This window comes from Pantoea sp. MBLJ3 (assembly GCF_000816655.1).
Classification (GTDB): domain Bacteria; phylum Pseudomonadota; class Gammaproteobacteria; order Enterobacterales; family Enterobacteriaceae; genus Pantoea; species Pantoea eucalypti.
On the sequence record NZ_JSUT01000001.1, the window covers coordinates 1 to 13,270 of the forward strand.

General features: G+C 55.6%; 13 protein-coding genes. 3 read left to right on the forward strand and 10 right to left on the reverse strand.

Annotated features, from left to right (window positions below):
- Positions 1-93: 93 nt before the first annotated feature.
- Genes hemG through pepQ form a run of 4 tightly spaced genes read right to left on the reverse strand, consistent with a single transcriptional unit; the run spans position 94 to position 4,077 of the window.
- Positions 94-627, reverse strand: coding sequence for a menaquinone-dependent protoporphyrinogen IX dehydrogenase (hemG, locus tag NP77_RS00005; RefSeq protein ID WP_039658599.1), 534 nt, complete (start codon positions 625-627; stop codon positions 94-96).
- 17 nt (positions 628-644) lie between these two features.
- The gene (gene trkH / locus NP77_RS00010; RefSeq protein ID WP_039658600.1) at positions 645-2,096 is read right to left on the reverse strand and encodes a Trk system potassium transporter TrkH; all 1,452 of its coding nucleotides are present in this window, start codon (positions 2,094-2,096) and stop codon (positions 645-647) included.
- Positions 2,097-2,128: 32 nt separating this feature from the next.
- The gene (locus NP77_RS00015; RefSeq protein ID WP_008926464.1) at positions 2,129-2,746 is read right to left on the reverse strand and encodes an IMPACT family protein; all 618 of its coding nucleotides are present in this window, start codon (positions 2,744-2,746) and stop codon (positions 2,129-2,131) included.
- Positions 2,746-4,077: a Xaa-Pro dipeptidase gene (pepQ, locus tag NP77_RS00020; RefSeq protein WP_004571217.1), complete on the reverse strand. Its 1,332-nt coding sequence runs from the start codon at positions 4,075-4,077 to the stop codon at positions 2,746-2,748. The genes NP77_RS00015 and pepQ overlap by 1 nt, the downstream gene beginning before the upstream one ends.
- 187 nt (positions 4,078-4,264) lie before the next feature.
- Between pepQ and fadB the strand changes: the two genes are divergently transcribed.
- Together fadB and fadA are read left to right on the forward strand one after the other, a co-directional pair.
- Entirely contained in the window at positions 4,265-6,448 is a 2,184-nt protein-coding gene (fadB, locus tag NP77_RS00025; protein ID WP_039658601.1) for a fatty acid oxidation complex subunit alpha FadB, read from the forward strand.
- A gap of 10 nt (positions 6,449-6,458) precedes the next feature.
- Positions 6,459-7,622, forward strand: a complete 1,164-nt coding sequence (gene fadA, locus NP77_RS00030) for an acetyl-CoA C-acyltransferase FadA (RefSeq protein WP_039658602.1) — start codon at positions 6,459-6,461, stop codon at positions 7,620-7,622.
- 80 nt (positions 7,623-7,702) lie between these two features.
- Here the strand turns inward: fadA and fre are convergent, their stop codons facing one another.
- Together fre and ubiD are read right to left on the reverse strand one after the other, a co-directional pair.
- A complete protein-coding gene (fre, locus tag NP77_RS00035) occupies positions 7,703-8,404 on the reverse strand; it encodes an NAD(P)H-flavin reductase (RefSeq protein WP_008926461.1) in 702 nt (233 codons plus the stop codon).
- Between the two features lie 41 nt (positions 8,405-8,445).
- The gene (gene ubiD, locus NP77_RS00040; protein WP_008926460.1) at positions 8,446-9,930 is read right to left on the reverse strand and encodes a 4-hydroxy-3-polyprenylbenzoate decarboxylase; all 1,485 of its coding nucleotides are present in this window, start codon (positions 9,928-9,930) and stop codon (positions 8,446-8,448) included.
- Between the two features lie 240 nt (positions 9,931-10,170).
- Between ubiD and rfaH the strand changes: the two genes are divergently transcribed.
- Positions 10,171-10,659, forward strand: a complete 489-nt coding sequence (rfaH, locus tag NP77_RS00045; RefSeq protein WP_008926459.1) for a transcription/translation regulatory transformer protein RfaH — start codon at positions 10,171-10,173, stop codon at positions 10,657-10,659.
- On the opposite strand, the gene tatD is transcribed toward rfaH, so the two are convergent.
- From tatD to tatA, 4 genes are all read right to left on the reverse strand, one after another.
- Entirely contained in the window at positions 10,656-11,438 is a 783-nt protein-coding gene (gene tatD / locus NP77_RS00050; protein ID WP_039658603.1) for a 3'-5' ssDNA/RNA exonuclease TatD, read from the reverse strand. The two genes, rfaH and tatD, sit on opposite strands and share 4 nt — an antisense overlap.
- Before the next feature lie 94 nt (positions 11,439-11,532).
- The gene (tatC, locus tag NP77_RS00055) at positions 11,533-12,291 is read right to left on the reverse strand and encodes a Sec-independent protein translocase subunit TatC (RefSeq protein ID WP_008926457.1); all 759 of its coding nucleotides are present in this window, start codon (positions 12,289-12,291) and stop codon (positions 11,533-11,535) included.
- Positions 12,291-12,992: a Sec-independent protein translocase protein TatB gene (tatB, locus tag NP77_RS00060; RefSeq protein ID WP_039658604.1), complete on the reverse strand. Its 702-nt coding sequence runs from the start codon at positions 12,990-12,992 to the stop codon at positions 12,291-12,293. The genes tatC and tatB overlap by 1 nt, the downstream gene beginning before the upstream one ends.
- Before the next feature lie 3 nt (positions 12,993-12,995).
- Positions 12,996-13,250: a twin-arginine translocase TatA/TatE family subunit gene (gene tatA / locus NP77_RS00065; RefSeq protein ID WP_008926455.1), complete on the reverse strand. Its 255-nt coding sequence runs from the start codon at positions 13,248-13,250 to the stop codon at positions 12,996-12,998.
- Between the last annotated feature and the right edge of the window lie 20 nt (positions 13,251-13,270).

The following is a 13,270-nucleotide window of genomic DNA, read 5'->3' on the forward strand; positions in this document are numbered from 1 at the left end:
GAGGCGCATTATAGGGAGTTCGCGCGGACTGACAAGTGTTTATTGCGAAAAGATTACTGTTCGCAGTAATTTTCATCAAATCGCGCTATTTCGCTACGATTTGCCTGGTAACTGTGCAAAATCATTAGCAAAAGTGCGTACCTGCTGCCAGTCCGTGTACTCCACTTCTTTTGTGGAATCGGTCTCACCGCCAGTCATACGCATAATCAACTGAATCATGACGCGATCAAACCAGCGATAGCGCGGATAATAGAGCGCGCCCGCAAACACGGCACAGCAATCAGGTTGCCACGGCGAGCTGGCAAGGAACTTCTGCGTATAAGCATTCGTTTCAGGAGAACGCTTCTCAGGTTTGCGCGCCGTGAGGTTTACCGAAAAGAAACCACTGGTACGCTGCTGCAATGCAGGGAGATGAAGCTTTACGAACTTATCGACGACCGGCTGGAAATGACCGTAGCGAATAGAGGCGCCAATCAGCACGCGATCATACTGCGCCCAGTCAGGCAGAGCGGCATCCTGAATATCCAGCACATCGCATGGCTGGTGCTGACGGATCATCTCGGCTATAGAAGAGGCAATCTTCTTTGTTTGTCCGTCGCGGGTGGAATAGAGAATCAGCGCTTTCATATCAGCATCCTTATTAATTATTCACGCCAGAAAGTAGGCGTGAACAGCACCAGCAAGGTAAATACCTCGAGACGCCCGAACAACATGGTGGAGATAAGAATCCATTTCGCCACGTCATTCATTGAAGCGAAGTTATCGGCCACAACCCCTAAACCGGGCCCGAGGTTATTCAGCGTCGCGGCAACGGCAGCAAATGCCGAGAAGTCATCGACACCGGTGGCAATGATCGCCAGCATGCTGACCAGGAACACCAGCGCATAAGCCGAGAAGAATCCCCATACGGCCTCAAGGATACGCTCAGGCAACGCCCGATTCCCCAGCTTAATGGTGTAGACCGCATTCGGGTGAACCAGACGCTTAAGCTCACGGTTACCCTGCTTGCATAATAGCAGGATGCGGATAACCTTCAGGCCACCGCCGGTTGAACCGGCACAGCCGCCGATAAAGGCGGAGCACAACAGCAGCACCGGCAGGAACAAGGGCCAGCGTGAGATGCTGTCGGTCGTGAATCCTGCCGTGGTGGCCATGGAAACGACCTGGAAAAAGGCCTGGTTTAGCGTTTGCCAGCCACTGTCGTAAACATTGTGGAACCAGAGCACCAGCGTGCAGATCAACACCAGCGTCAGCTGAACGCCTATAAACATGCGGAATTCAGGATCGCGCCAGTACACGCGCAGATTGCGCCCGCTTAACATGGCAAAGTGAAGGCCGTAGTTACAGCCTGAGATCAGCAAAAACACCGCCACGATAGTATTGATAGTGCCGCTGTGAAAATAGCCGATGCTGGCATCATGGGTTGAGAAGCCGCCAATCGCGATGGTCGAGAAGCTGTGACCAATAGCATCAAAGGCCGGCATGCCTGCCAGCCACAATGCCAGCGCACAGGCCACCGTCAGCAGAACATAGATCAGCCAGAGTGTTTTCGCTGTTTCGGCAATACGCGGCCGCATTTTATTATCTTTCAGCGGCCCCGGCATTTCAGCGCGATAGAGCTGCATACCTCCGACGCCCAGAATCGGCAATATCGCCACCGCTAACACGATGATTCCCATACCGCCCAGCCACTGCAGCATCTGTCGATAGAAGAGAATGGCTTTAGGCAGCGAGTCCAGCCCCACCAGCGTAGTGGCCCCGGTCGTTGTCAGGCCAGAGAAAGATTCAAAGAACGCATCCGTCACGGAAAGATGGGGCTGTTCGGCAAAGATAAAGGGCATGGCCCCTACGCTGCCCAGCACCGTCCAGAACAGCACGACAATCAGAAACCCTTCCCGCGGTTTGAGTTCGGTTTTCTTTTTGCGATTCGGCCACCACAGCAGCGAGCCGATCACCAGCGCCATCATAAAGGTCTGGCTAAACGCCCGCCCCGCGCCATCGCGATAAATCAATGCGACCAGGCCGGGCAAAATCATCGTCACTGAAAAGAGGATCACCAGCAGACCGACTATGCGGGTAATGGCGCGAAAGTGCATTCAGCCGTTCCTTTAAATAATAGAGATGAACATCAGGGTGTGAGCGGGATCAGCGATAATGCACCCCGACTAAAGTCTGACAGATTTTTTTTAAAACCGTCGATTTGTCCGTAAGGTACAGCCAGCGTCAGCGCAATGCGATCCTGAAACTGACTGTCGGTCACCTTACCGTCAAAACGCTGTACCAGCCGTTCAACATCACTGAGCTGTGGATAGTCACATTGCAGAGTGAACAGCTTCATCGGCACTTTGCGCTGTCGTGGCAGCAGCTTAAGCCCCTGCTGAACGCCACCACCATAGGCTTTCACTAAGCCGCCGGTTCCCAGCATGATGCCGCCGTAGTAACGCACCACCACGGCAGTAATCTCGCCAATATCCGCGCCCATCAGCTGCGCCAGCATCGGTTTCCCTGCTGTACCCGAAGGTTCACCATCATCAGAGAAGCCGAGCTGTTGAGAATCATTCGGCGCGCCCGCGACCCATGCCCAGCAGTGATGCCGGGCAGCCGGATGCTCGTTTTTGACCTGCTGGACAAAGGCGCGCGCCGCCTCTGCCCCCTCGGTGTGCGCCAGCAGCGTAATGAAGCGACTCTTTTTGATCGTCTCCTCACTGCTGCTCACGGGCACCGCGGGAATATCAAAGGCTTCCATCAGGCCAGATGCAGATCGCGGGTCATGTTCTCAACGCGATGCGCATGGATCACCACGTTATCCTCGATACGAATTCCGCCATAAGGCCGAAGTGCATCGATAGCCTGCCAGTTAAAGTGCTGACTGAAACGGCCTGCACGCAGTGGTGCCAGTAATGAGTCAATAATATAGAAGCCTGGCTCGATGGTTAATACCATGCCCGGTTGCAGCACGCGGGTGCAGCGAAGATAAGGATATTGCGCAGGCGCGGCCAGATGCGTGCCCTGATCATCCTGCATAAAACCCGCTACGTCATGCACCTGCAGACCCAGTGGGTGCCCCAGCCCATGTGGCATAAACGGCCCGGTCAGATCTTCAGCCACCAGCGCTTCTTCGCTGATGCCCTGCACCAGCTCAAACTTCAGCAACATCTTCGCAATACGCTGATGCATCTGAAGATGATAATCGGTGTAGCGCACGCCCGCTTTCAGCGTGGCGATCAGCGCCAGCTCTTCCGCGTTCATCGCCTCAACCATTCTGGCATAGAGCGAACTGCTCTGCGCCGCATAGCTGCGGGTCAGGTCGGCGGCGTAGCCAAGATACTCAGCGCCCGCATCAATCAAAAAGCTGTGGCGTTTCGCCGGCGGCTGATGATCCAGCCGGGTGTAGTGCAGCACCGCAGCGTGTTCATTCAGCGCAATGATATTGCCGTACGGCACATCGGTATCGCGATGACCGGTCGCGGTCAGATACGCCTGGTTGATATCGAACTCGCTTAAGCCCGCCGAGAACGCCTCTTTCGCTGCGCGATGACCCGCCACTGCCAGCTTCTGCGCCTGGCGCAGACAGGCGAGTTCATAATCTGTTTTGATACTGCGATGGAAATGCAGGAAGTCGATCACCGCTTTAGGATTGATATTGCCGGAGGCGATACCAAGCTGTGCTGCCCGTGCGTTGATCGGGCCGATATAAGCGACATTATCACGCTGTGCAGGCAGCAACTGCGCAATCTCATCCGCATTTTTCAGGCCGATAACCTCGACATCTTCAGTCCAGAAGCTATCCGGCAGAGGTTCAACGTTATGCCAGTAATCCACCGGAGAGTAGAACCACAGTTTCGGTTTGTTCACGCCATCAATCCATAGCCAGCAGTTGGGAACCTGTGTCACCGGCACCCAGGCCTTGAACTGCGGATTCACCTTAAACGGATAGGTGTGGTCATCCAGAAACACCGTCAACAACTCACCGGAATGGATCAACATCGCATCCAGTTTATTGCGTGCCAGCACCTGCTGCGCCCGTTGTTGCAACGTGGCGATGTGCGCGTGATACAAGGTCTTCAGTGAATCCATTGACGTCTCTCCAGTGTCGCGAAATGGCCGCAAGTTTAGCATACCCCTTGCGCAGTTGCTGATGTCGACACGGCTGTGATCTTGTTAGCAAATAAGCAAAGAGCAGTTTGCAAATAATTAACATCCCTCCCACACTCACGATCATCTGGTATGACCAGATCACCTTTCGCGGTTTCAGGAGACGCACATGCTCTACCAAGGCGCTAACCTTACACTTCACTGGCTGGACGATGGTATCGCCGAGCTGGTTTTTGACGCTGCAGGCTCAGTCAACAAGCTTGATACGCAAACTGTCGCCAGTCTGGGCGAGGCAATTGCAGTGCTGGAGCAGCAGCCAGATCTTCGCGGCCTGCTGTTGAGCTCCGCTAAACCTGCTTTTATTGTGGGTGCGGATATCACCGAGTTCCTTTCACTGTTTAATGCACCCACCGAAAAGCTGAGCCAGTGGCTGAGCTATGCCAACAGCATCTTCAATCGTCTGGAAGATTTACCCGTGCCGACCCTGGCCGCCATTGACGGCTATGCGCTGGGTGGCGGATGTGAGTGTGTGCTGGCAACCGATCTGCGTATTGCTACTGCGGACGCCCGCATTGGCCTGCCGGAAACCAAACTTGGCATCATGCCTGGCTTTGGTGGCAGCGTGCGGTTGCCACGCTTGCTGGGTGCCGACAGTGCAATGGAAATTATTGCGGCGGGCAAAGATGTTGATGGCAATGCCGCCCTGAAACTCGGTCTGGTCGATGCCGTGGTCGCTCGCGAAAAACTGCGCGAGGCGGGGATCACCATGCTCAAAGCCGCCGCCACTGATGGCAGCTGGCGCGCGCGCCGGGCACCGAAACTGGCTCCGCTGAAACTCAGCCCGATTGAAGCAGCCATGAGCTTTTCTATTGCGAAAGCGATGGTGCTGCAGACTGCAGGTAAACACTATCCCGCCCCGCTGATGGCAGTGAAAACCATTGAAGCGGCGGCCAGCCTTGGCCGTGACGATGCATTGAAACTTGAAACCGCGGCGTTTGTGCCGCTGGCGCAGTCTGATGAAGCTCGCGCTCTGGTCGGCATCTTCCTTAACGACCAGTACGTCAAAGGCCTGGCGAAAAAGCGTGGCAGCGAAAGCGGCGCCCCCGCTCAGGCGGCAGTACTGGGCGCAGGCATTATGGGTGGCGGCATCAGCTACCAGTCTGCGTGGAAAGGCGTGCCGGTCAGAATGAAAGATATCAACCCACAGGCGCTAACCCTGGGGATGAACGAAGCCAGTAAGTTACTTAATAAGCTGTTAGAACGCGGCAAAATCGACGGCAACAAACTCGCCAGTGTGATCGCCACTATCCAGCCCACACTCGATTATGCCGGTTTTGATCAGGCCGATGTGGTGGTGGAGGCCGTGGTTGAAAACCCGCTGATCAAGGCCAAAGTGCTGGCTGAAACCGAACAGCATCTGCGTGAAGACGCGATTCTGGCCTCCAATACCTCGACCATTCCTATCAGCCAGCTGGCGCAGGCGCTGCAACGCCCGGAAAACTTCTGTGGCATGCACTTCTTCAATCCGGTGCCACGTATGCCGCTGGTTGAAGTGGTTCGTGGCGAGAAAACCAGTGAAGCCACGCTGAGTAAAGTGGTGGCCTGGGCCAGCAAAATGGGCAAAACCCCTATCGTGGTGAATGATTGTCCCGGCTTCTTTGTTAACCGGGTGCTGTTCCCCTACTTCGCCGCTTTCAGCCTGCTGCTCCGCGACGGCGCTGATTTCCGCCAGATTGATAAAGTAATGGAAAAACAGTTCGGCTGGCCGATGGGTCCCTCCTGGCTGCTGGATGTGGTAGGCATCGATACCGCACATCACGCGCAAAGCGTCATGGCGGACGGTTTCGCGGATCGTATGAAGCATGACTATCGTGATGCGATTGACCTGCTGTTTGATGCCGGTCGTTTTGGCCAGAAAAATGGCAAAGGTTTCTGGCGCTGGGAAGAGGATAAAAAAGGCAAGCTGAAGAAAGTGCCCGATGCAGAGGTGGACACACTGCTGCAACAGGTCTGTCAGCCCGCGCGGGTCTTCAGTGACGAAGAGATCCTGAACCGCATGATGCTGCCGATGCTGAATGAAGTGGTGCGCTGCCTTGAAGAGAAGATTATCGCCTCACCCGCTGAAGCAGATATGGCGCTGGTATACGGCCTTGGCTTCCCGCCGTTCCGTGGCGGCGCATTCCGCTATCTCGATACCCTTGGCAACAGTAATGTGGTCGATCAGGCACGCCGCTATAGCGCGCTCGGTGGGCTCTATGCCTTGCCTGCGCTGCTGGTGCAGAAAGCCCATCAGCATGAAAGCTGGTATCCCGCCGCTAAACCGATTGATGAAGCCGCGCTGAAAAGCGCCTGAGGGCAAAAAGATGGAAAATGTGGTGATTGTTGATGCGGTGCGCACGCCAATGGGACGTTCAAAAGGCGGAGCCTTTCGGAACGTGCGCGCTGAAGACCTCTCTGCGCACCTGATGCGCGAAATTCTGAGCCGCAACCCGGCAGTGGATCCGAGTTCGCTCGACGATATCGTCTGGGGCTGCGTACAGCAGACGCTGGAACAGGGATTTAATATCGCGCGTAACGCCGCGCTGCTGGCCGAAATCCCGCACTCTGTACCGGCCACTACCGTTAACCGGCTGTGCGGTTCGTCAATGCAGGCGCTGCACGATGCGGCCCGCACCATTATGGTGGGCGATGCACAGTGCTGCCTGATCGGTGGCGTGGAGCACATGGGGCACGTGCCGATGAATCACGGTGTGGATTTTCATCCCGGCCTGGGACGCACCGTCGCCAAAGCCGCAGGCATGATGGGCTTAACTGCCGAGATGCTGGCACGTATGCATCATATCAGCCGTGAGCAGCAGGATGCGTTTGCCCTGCGTTCGCACCAGCGCGCATGGCAGGCCACCCAGCGCGGCGACTTCGCCACTGAGATTGTCGCCACTTATGGACACGACAGCGACGGCATTCTTAAACGCTATGACTTTGATGAAGTGATCCGCGAGGAGACCAGCGCCGAAGGACTGGCGGCGCTCAAACCCGCCTTCGATCCGGTGAATGGCACCGTCACGGCGGGCACGTCGTCGGCGTTGTCAGATGGTGCAGCCGCCATGCTGGTCATGAGTGAATCACGCGCCCGTGAACTGGGGCTGACGCCACGCGCCCGCATCCGCAGCATGGCAGTGGTCGGCTGTGATCCGTCGATCATGGGCTATGGACCGGTTCCGGCCAGTAAACTGGCATTGAAACGGGCGGGGTTAAGCGTCAGTGATATCGACGTGTTTGAACTGAACGAAGCCTTTGCCGCGCAGACGTTGCCCTGCATCAAGGACTTAGGTTTGCTGGAGCTGATGGATGACAAGGTGAATCTGAATGGCGGTGCGATTGCTTTAGGCCATCCGCTGGGCTGTTCCGGCGCGCGCATCAGCACCACACTGCTGAATATTATGGAACGACGCGATGCCCGTTTCGGACTCGCTACCATGTGCATCGGACTGGGTCAGGGGATTGCGACCGTATTCGAGCGTCTGTAATACGTTGAGTCTTACTTTGTCAGATTTACCCGCCGTTAACCGGCGGGTTTTTTCTGTCTGCTACAGCCTGCTACCGGGAATCAGATAAAGGCAAACGCATCGCCATACATCTGTGACTCTACGGCGCCACGCTCGGCACAGAAACGATCGCGGGCAATCTTCGCCATCTCAAACCGTCCGGCGATGTAGATCTCATGCTCGCTCAGCGTGCTGAAGTCCTGCATCACGGCTGTCAGGACCGTGCCTGACCGACCCTGCCAGCCCGCTTCGGGCTGCTCGACGACCGGGATCACCTTCAGGTTCGGGTGCTTGACTGCCAGCGCATCCAGCTCGTCCATATCGTACAGATGCTTGAGCTCACGTCCGCCCCAGTAAATGGCGATATCGCGCTCTGGCTGTTCCGCCAGCGCGGTAAGCAGAATTGAACGGGCATAGGAGAAACCGGTGCCGCCCGCAATCAGAATCAGCGGCTTAGTGCTCTCTTCGCGCAACCAGGCGTCGCCGTGCGGCATATCAACCGTGATCTGGCGATCGTTACGGATGCGATCCATAACGGCCATGGCATAGAGGTTCAGATCGGACGCGCCGATATGCAGCTCAATGATATCTTTTTCCATCGGTGTTGAAGCCAGTGAGAACGGACGCTTGTCGCGCTCATCCATCACTACCATCAGATACTGTCCCGCGCGAAAACTGAATTCCGCTTCAGGGATCAGGCGAACGCGATAGACCGTGTCGGTAATCGCCTCAACTGAAGTTACTTTACAGCTTAACGTTGTCATGCGTTCCCTCTGTCGGGTCGTCTTTATGGTTGTGCTCGCCATCAACGCTGTGGCGGCTGATCAAAAATACCTAGCTCATCCCAGATGGCATCAATGCGCGCGGTGACCGCAGGGTCTTTCACAATGGGTGTACCCCATTCGCGCTGCGTTTCACCCGGCCACTTGTTGGTCGCATCCATCCCCATCTTCGATCCCAGCCCGGACACAGGCGAGGCGAAATCGAGATAATCGATCGGGGTATTTTCCACTAATACCGTATCGCGAGCCGGATCCATACGCGTGGTGATCGCCCAGATCACATCGTTCCAGTCACGCGCATTAACGTCATCGTCACACACAATAACAAATTTGGTGTACATGAACTGCCGTAAAAACGACCAGACGCCAAACATGACACGTTTGGCATGCCCTGCGTACTGCTTTTTAATTGTCACAACCGCGAGGCGGTATGAGCAACCCTCTGGCGGCAGATAGAAGTCCACGATCTCCGGGAACTGCTTCACCAGAATCGGCACCAGCACTTCATTCAGCGCCACACCCAGTACCGCAGGTTCATCTGGTGGACGGCCAGTGTAGGTAGAGTGATAGATAGGCTTATGGCGCTGCGTAATATGCGTCACAGTAAACACCGGGAAGCTATCTACTTCATTGTAGTAGCCCGTGTGGTCACCGTAAGGGCCTTCCGGCGCCATATCGCCCGCTTCGATATACCCTTCCAGCACGATTTCAGCGCTGGCAGGCACCTCGAGATTGTTCGAGAGACACTTCACCACTTCTGTTTTATTGCCGCGCAGCAAACCGGCAAACGCATATTCTGACAGCGTATCAGGTACCGGCGTCACGGCACCAAGAATGGTGGCAGGATCGGCACCCAGCGCCACCGACACCGGAAAACGCTCACCCGGATGTGCTTTCGTCCACTCCAGATAATCAAGCGCTCCGCCACGGTGCGACAGCCAGCGCATAATCAGACGATTTTTGCCGATCACCTGCTGCCGATAGATACCAAGATTCTGCCGCTCTTTATGGGGACCACGCGTCACAGTCAGGCCCCAGGTAATCAGCGGTGCCGCATCACCGGGCCAGCACTTCATCACCGGAATGCGCGTCAGATCAACGTCATCGCCACTGAACACCACCTCCTGACAGGGTGCATTACGCAGCCGTTTGGTCGGCATGTTCAGAACCTGCTTAAACTGCGGCATTTTATCGAACAGATCGCGGAAGCCTTTTGGCGGCTCCGGTTCTTTCAGGAAGGCCAGCAGTTTACCCACTTCACGCAGTGCGCTGACCTCCTCCTGGCCCATGCCCATTGCCACGCGCTTTGGCGTGCCGAACAGATTGCACAGTACCGGCATGTCGTACCCTTTCGGGTTTTCAAACAGCAAGGCGGGACCACCGGCGCGCAGTGTACGGTCGGCAATTTCGGTCATTTCCAGTTCGGGATCGATCGACTGGGTAATGCGCTTTAGCTCACCGCGCTGTTCGAGCAGCGCGAGAAAGTCTCTTAAATCGTGATATTTCATGCGGCTTTAGCTTTCCGGCCAGAGTGAATCGGCCATTATAGGTCTGATTAAGCGGATATGCTGAGGTTTATAGTGCAGCCTCTTAAGCAGACGTCAATTTTCAGTTACCTTTTCACCTGCCAGCCGGCCTGTTAAGAAAAGTCTCAGTTTATTTTCTTTGCAGGACGCTTTACCCTGCCCCTGCGCTATAACTCTGGCAGCAGGTTTGCTATTCTTAGCGTCCATTCAATGGGAGCAGTTATGGAATCCTGGTACTTACTCTATTGCAAACGTGGACAGCTATTGCGCGCGAAGGAGCATCTGGAGCGGCAGGAAGTGCATTGCCTGAGTCCGATGATCGCTCTGGAAAAGATCGTGCGCGGAAAACGTACCACGGTGAGTGAGCCACTGTTTCCAAATTATCTGTTTATTGAATTCGATCCGGAAGCGATTCACACCACGACCATCAGCAGCACGCGCGGTGTCAGCCACTTTGTGCGCTTCGGCACCACACCTGCGACCGTGCCATCGGCCGTGATTGAAGCGCTGGAGACTGATGTCCCGCAAATCCTGCTTGATCCGGAAACCCCTCAAAGCGGCGACGAAGTGGTTATCACTGAAGGGACCTTTGAGGGGCTGCGCGCCATCTTTGCCGAGCCGGATGGTGAAACACGCTCGATTCTGTTGCTTAATCTGCTGAACAAGCAGGTGATGCGCAGTGTGGATAACAAGCAGTTCCGCAAGCTTTAAGCCAGTCTGAACAACGTCCGCGCATTCTGATCAATGCGGACCGCCAGTTCCTCAGCATTCTCCCCACGCCATGTCGCCACCTGATGCACAATATGCGGTAAAAAGCAGGGTTCGTTCCGGCGTGAAGTCGGGCGCGGACGCATGTCGCGTGGCAGCAGATACGGCGCATCGGTTTCCAGCAGCAGACGATCGGCCGGAATCAGTGGCAGCAGCTCTCGCAGTTCCAGACCACGACGCTCATCGCACACCCAGCCCGTGATCCCCACGGATAATCCCATGGCCAGACAGCCTTCAAGTTCATCACGCGTGCCGGTAAAGCAGTGAATCACCGCACCCGGCAATTTTGGCAGCCAGGGTTCAAGCACCGCGGCGAAACGTGCATGGGCTTCACGGCAGTGAAGGAACACCGGCATGTTGAGTTCCGCCGCCAGTGCCAGCTGTGCATCAAACGCATACTCCTGCTGCTCATGCGCCGACAGGTTGCGATTAAAATCGAGCCCGCACTCACCGATAGCCACCACTTCCGGTTTTTCAGCCAGTCGACGCAGGGTACTGGCAATGTCCGTGGACCATTCGCTGGCATGATGAGGATGAACGCCCGCGGTAGACCAGCAGAAATCGGGTTGCGCTTCAGCCAGCCGCTGAGCCTGCTGGCTCTCCAGCGCATTAGTGCCGGTAATAAGCATGCCGGTGACGCCCGCATCACGCGCGCGTTTAACCACCTTTTGCCGGTCGGAGGCGAATTGCGTGCTGGTCAGGTTTACACCGATATCAAACATAATTTTTCCCACAGTTTATAAACAAAAACCGCCCATCAGGGCGGTTTGGATTGATCGCTTCCCGCCTGTGCGGGTAACGGTAACGCGGTCGGCATCAGGAGTCGATGTTCTCGTCCTCATCCTGTGACCGGCGGCCTTTACCCACGTAGTAACGGGAAAAGAATACGCCGACTTCAAACAGGCAGTACATCGGAATAGCGAGCAAAGTTTGGGAAAAAACATCCGGCGGTGTGAGCAACATCCCGACGACGAAGGCACCCACCAGAATATAAGGACGTTTCTTCTTCAGATCGTCCGGACTGGTGATGCCGGTCCAGCACAGCAGCACAATCGCCACCGGCACTTCAAACGCCACGCCAAATGCCATAAACAGCGTCATGACAAAATCGAGGTATTTGGCAATATCTGTCGCAACGGTGACGCCGATCGGCGCGGTTTTGGTGAAAAAACCGAATGCCAGCGGAAAGACCACAAAATAGGCAAACGCTACGCCGAAATAGAACAGGAAAGTGCTGGAAAAGAGCAGTGGCATAACCAGCCTGCGCTCATGCCGGTATAGCGCCGGAGCGACAAATGCCCAGACCTGATAGAGGATCACTGGCACCGCAAGAAACACCGACACAATGATAGTCAGCTTAATCGGGGTGAAAAACGGTGAGGCGACATCAGTCGCGATCATGCTCGATCCAACCGGCATCTGGCTAATCAGAGGTGCCGCGACCAGCTGGTAAATATCATTGGCGAAGAAAACCAGCACCAGAAAAATCGCTAATACTGCGATCATGCAATTCAGTAGTCGCTTACGCAGCTCAATCAGATGACTGATGAGCGGTTGAGTATCTTCAACGGCCATTATCGTTCATCACTTGCAGAAGAGGGTGGAGCGGAATGTCGCGCAGCATTGGCCGGTCTGGCGGCTTCATCCGCAGGCGCCTGTGCCGGGGCGCTGGCCACGGCGGCAGGTGCGGCAGAAGATTGCACAGCCGGCGCGGATGAAACGGCTGACGGAGCCTGTGCCGGGGCAGTGGCAACAGCGGAAGGTGCCGCAGCAGGTTGCACAGCCGTGACAGCGTCTGAAACCGGAGCGGGGGCCTGTGCTGGCGCGCTGGCCTGATGTTCTGCGGTAGCCGGTGTCGCCGAAAGTTCCGCCGTGCCAGACTCAGATGCGTCTCCTGCTTCTGAAGCAGGATGAGACACGGGCCTGTGCTGGGCCGAGTGAATGGTGTTTGCCTCGTCTTCTTCTTTTTCAATGTCGATGCTCTGACTGACCGAGCGTTTCATTGAATCCGCCGTTTTACGCAGCTCTTCCATCGACTCTTTCAGCTCAGGTGAGAGCGTGCCGCGGCTCGCTTCTTCCACCTTTTTCAGGCTGTCCTGCAGCTCCTGCAGCTTGAGCTCCTGCGCCAGTTCATGTTGCACATTGGCTGCCAGCGAACGAATCGCCCTGATCCAGCCGACTACGGTTTTCACCGCAACCGGTAAACGTTGCGGGCCGAGTACAATCAGCCCGATAACGAATACTAATACCAGTTCACTAAAACCAATATCGAACACGGTTTACACCTGCTTGTCGTTCTTGGTGTCTTCTTTGGTAGCCGAAGTGTGCTGTTTATCAGCCAGCGTTTTGGCCGCGAAGTCAGCATCCTGCTCTTTCGGTTGATCCTTTTTATCGTCCTCGTCACTCATGGCTTTTTTGAAGCCACGAATCGAAGAACCTAAATCCGAACCCAGATTACGTAATTTGTTGGTACCGAACAGAAGTACAACAATGACGGCAATGATTACCAATTGCCAGATACTGATACCGCCCATGAGATAGCCTCTAATATTCT

What these genes read in the sequence shown, in the direction of transcription:
- tatD (WP_039658603.1), bottom strand. Translation starts at nt 11,438, where the DNA reads ATGTTTGATATCGGTGTAAACCTGACCAGCACGCAATTCGCCTCCGAC.
- hemG (WP_039658599.1), bottom strand. Translation starts at nt 627, where the DNA reads ATGAAAGCGCTGATTCTCTATTCCACCCGCGACGGACAAACAAAGAAG.
- fadB (WP_039658601.1), top strand. Translation starts at nt 4,265, where the DNA reads ATGCTCTACCAAGGCGCTAACCTTACACTTCACTGGCTGGACGATGGT.
- pepQ (WP_004571217.1), bottom strand. Translation starts at nt 4,077, where the DNA reads ATGGATTCACTGAAGACCTTGTATCACGCGCACATCGCCACGTTGCAA.
- fre (WP_008926461.1), bottom strand. Translation starts at nt 8,404, where the DNA reads ATGACAACGTTAAGCTGTAAAGTAACTTCAGTTGAGGCGATTACCGAC.
- rfaH (WP_008926459.1), top strand. Translation starts at nt 10,171, where the DNA reads ATGGAATCCTGGTACTTACTCTATTGCAAACGTGGACAGCTATTGCGC.
- tatC (WP_008926457.1), bottom strand. Translation starts at nt 12,291, where the DNA reads ATGGCCGTTGAAGATACTCAACCGCTCATCAGTCATCTGATTGAGCTG.
- fadA (WP_039658602.1), top strand. Translation starts at nt 6,459, where the DNA reads ATGGAAAATGTGGTGATTGTTGATGCGGTGCGCACGCCAATGGGACGT.
- ubiD (WP_008926460.1), bottom strand. Translation starts at nt 9,930, where the DNA reads ATGAAATATCACGATTTAAGAGACTTTCTCGCGCTGCTCGAACAGCGC.
- tatA (WP_008926455.1), bottom strand. Translation starts at nt 13,250, where the DNA reads ATGGGCGGTATCAGTATCTGGCAATTGGTAATCATTGCCGTCATTGTT.
- trkH (WP_039658600.1), bottom strand. Translation starts at nt 2,096, where the DNA reads ATGCACTTTCGCGCCATTACCCGCATAGTCGGTCTGCTGGTGATCCTC.
- NP77_RS00015 (WP_008926464.1), bottom strand. Translation starts at nt 2,746, where the DNA reads ATGGAAGCCTTTGATATTCCCGCGGTGCCCGTGAGCAGCAGTGAGGAG.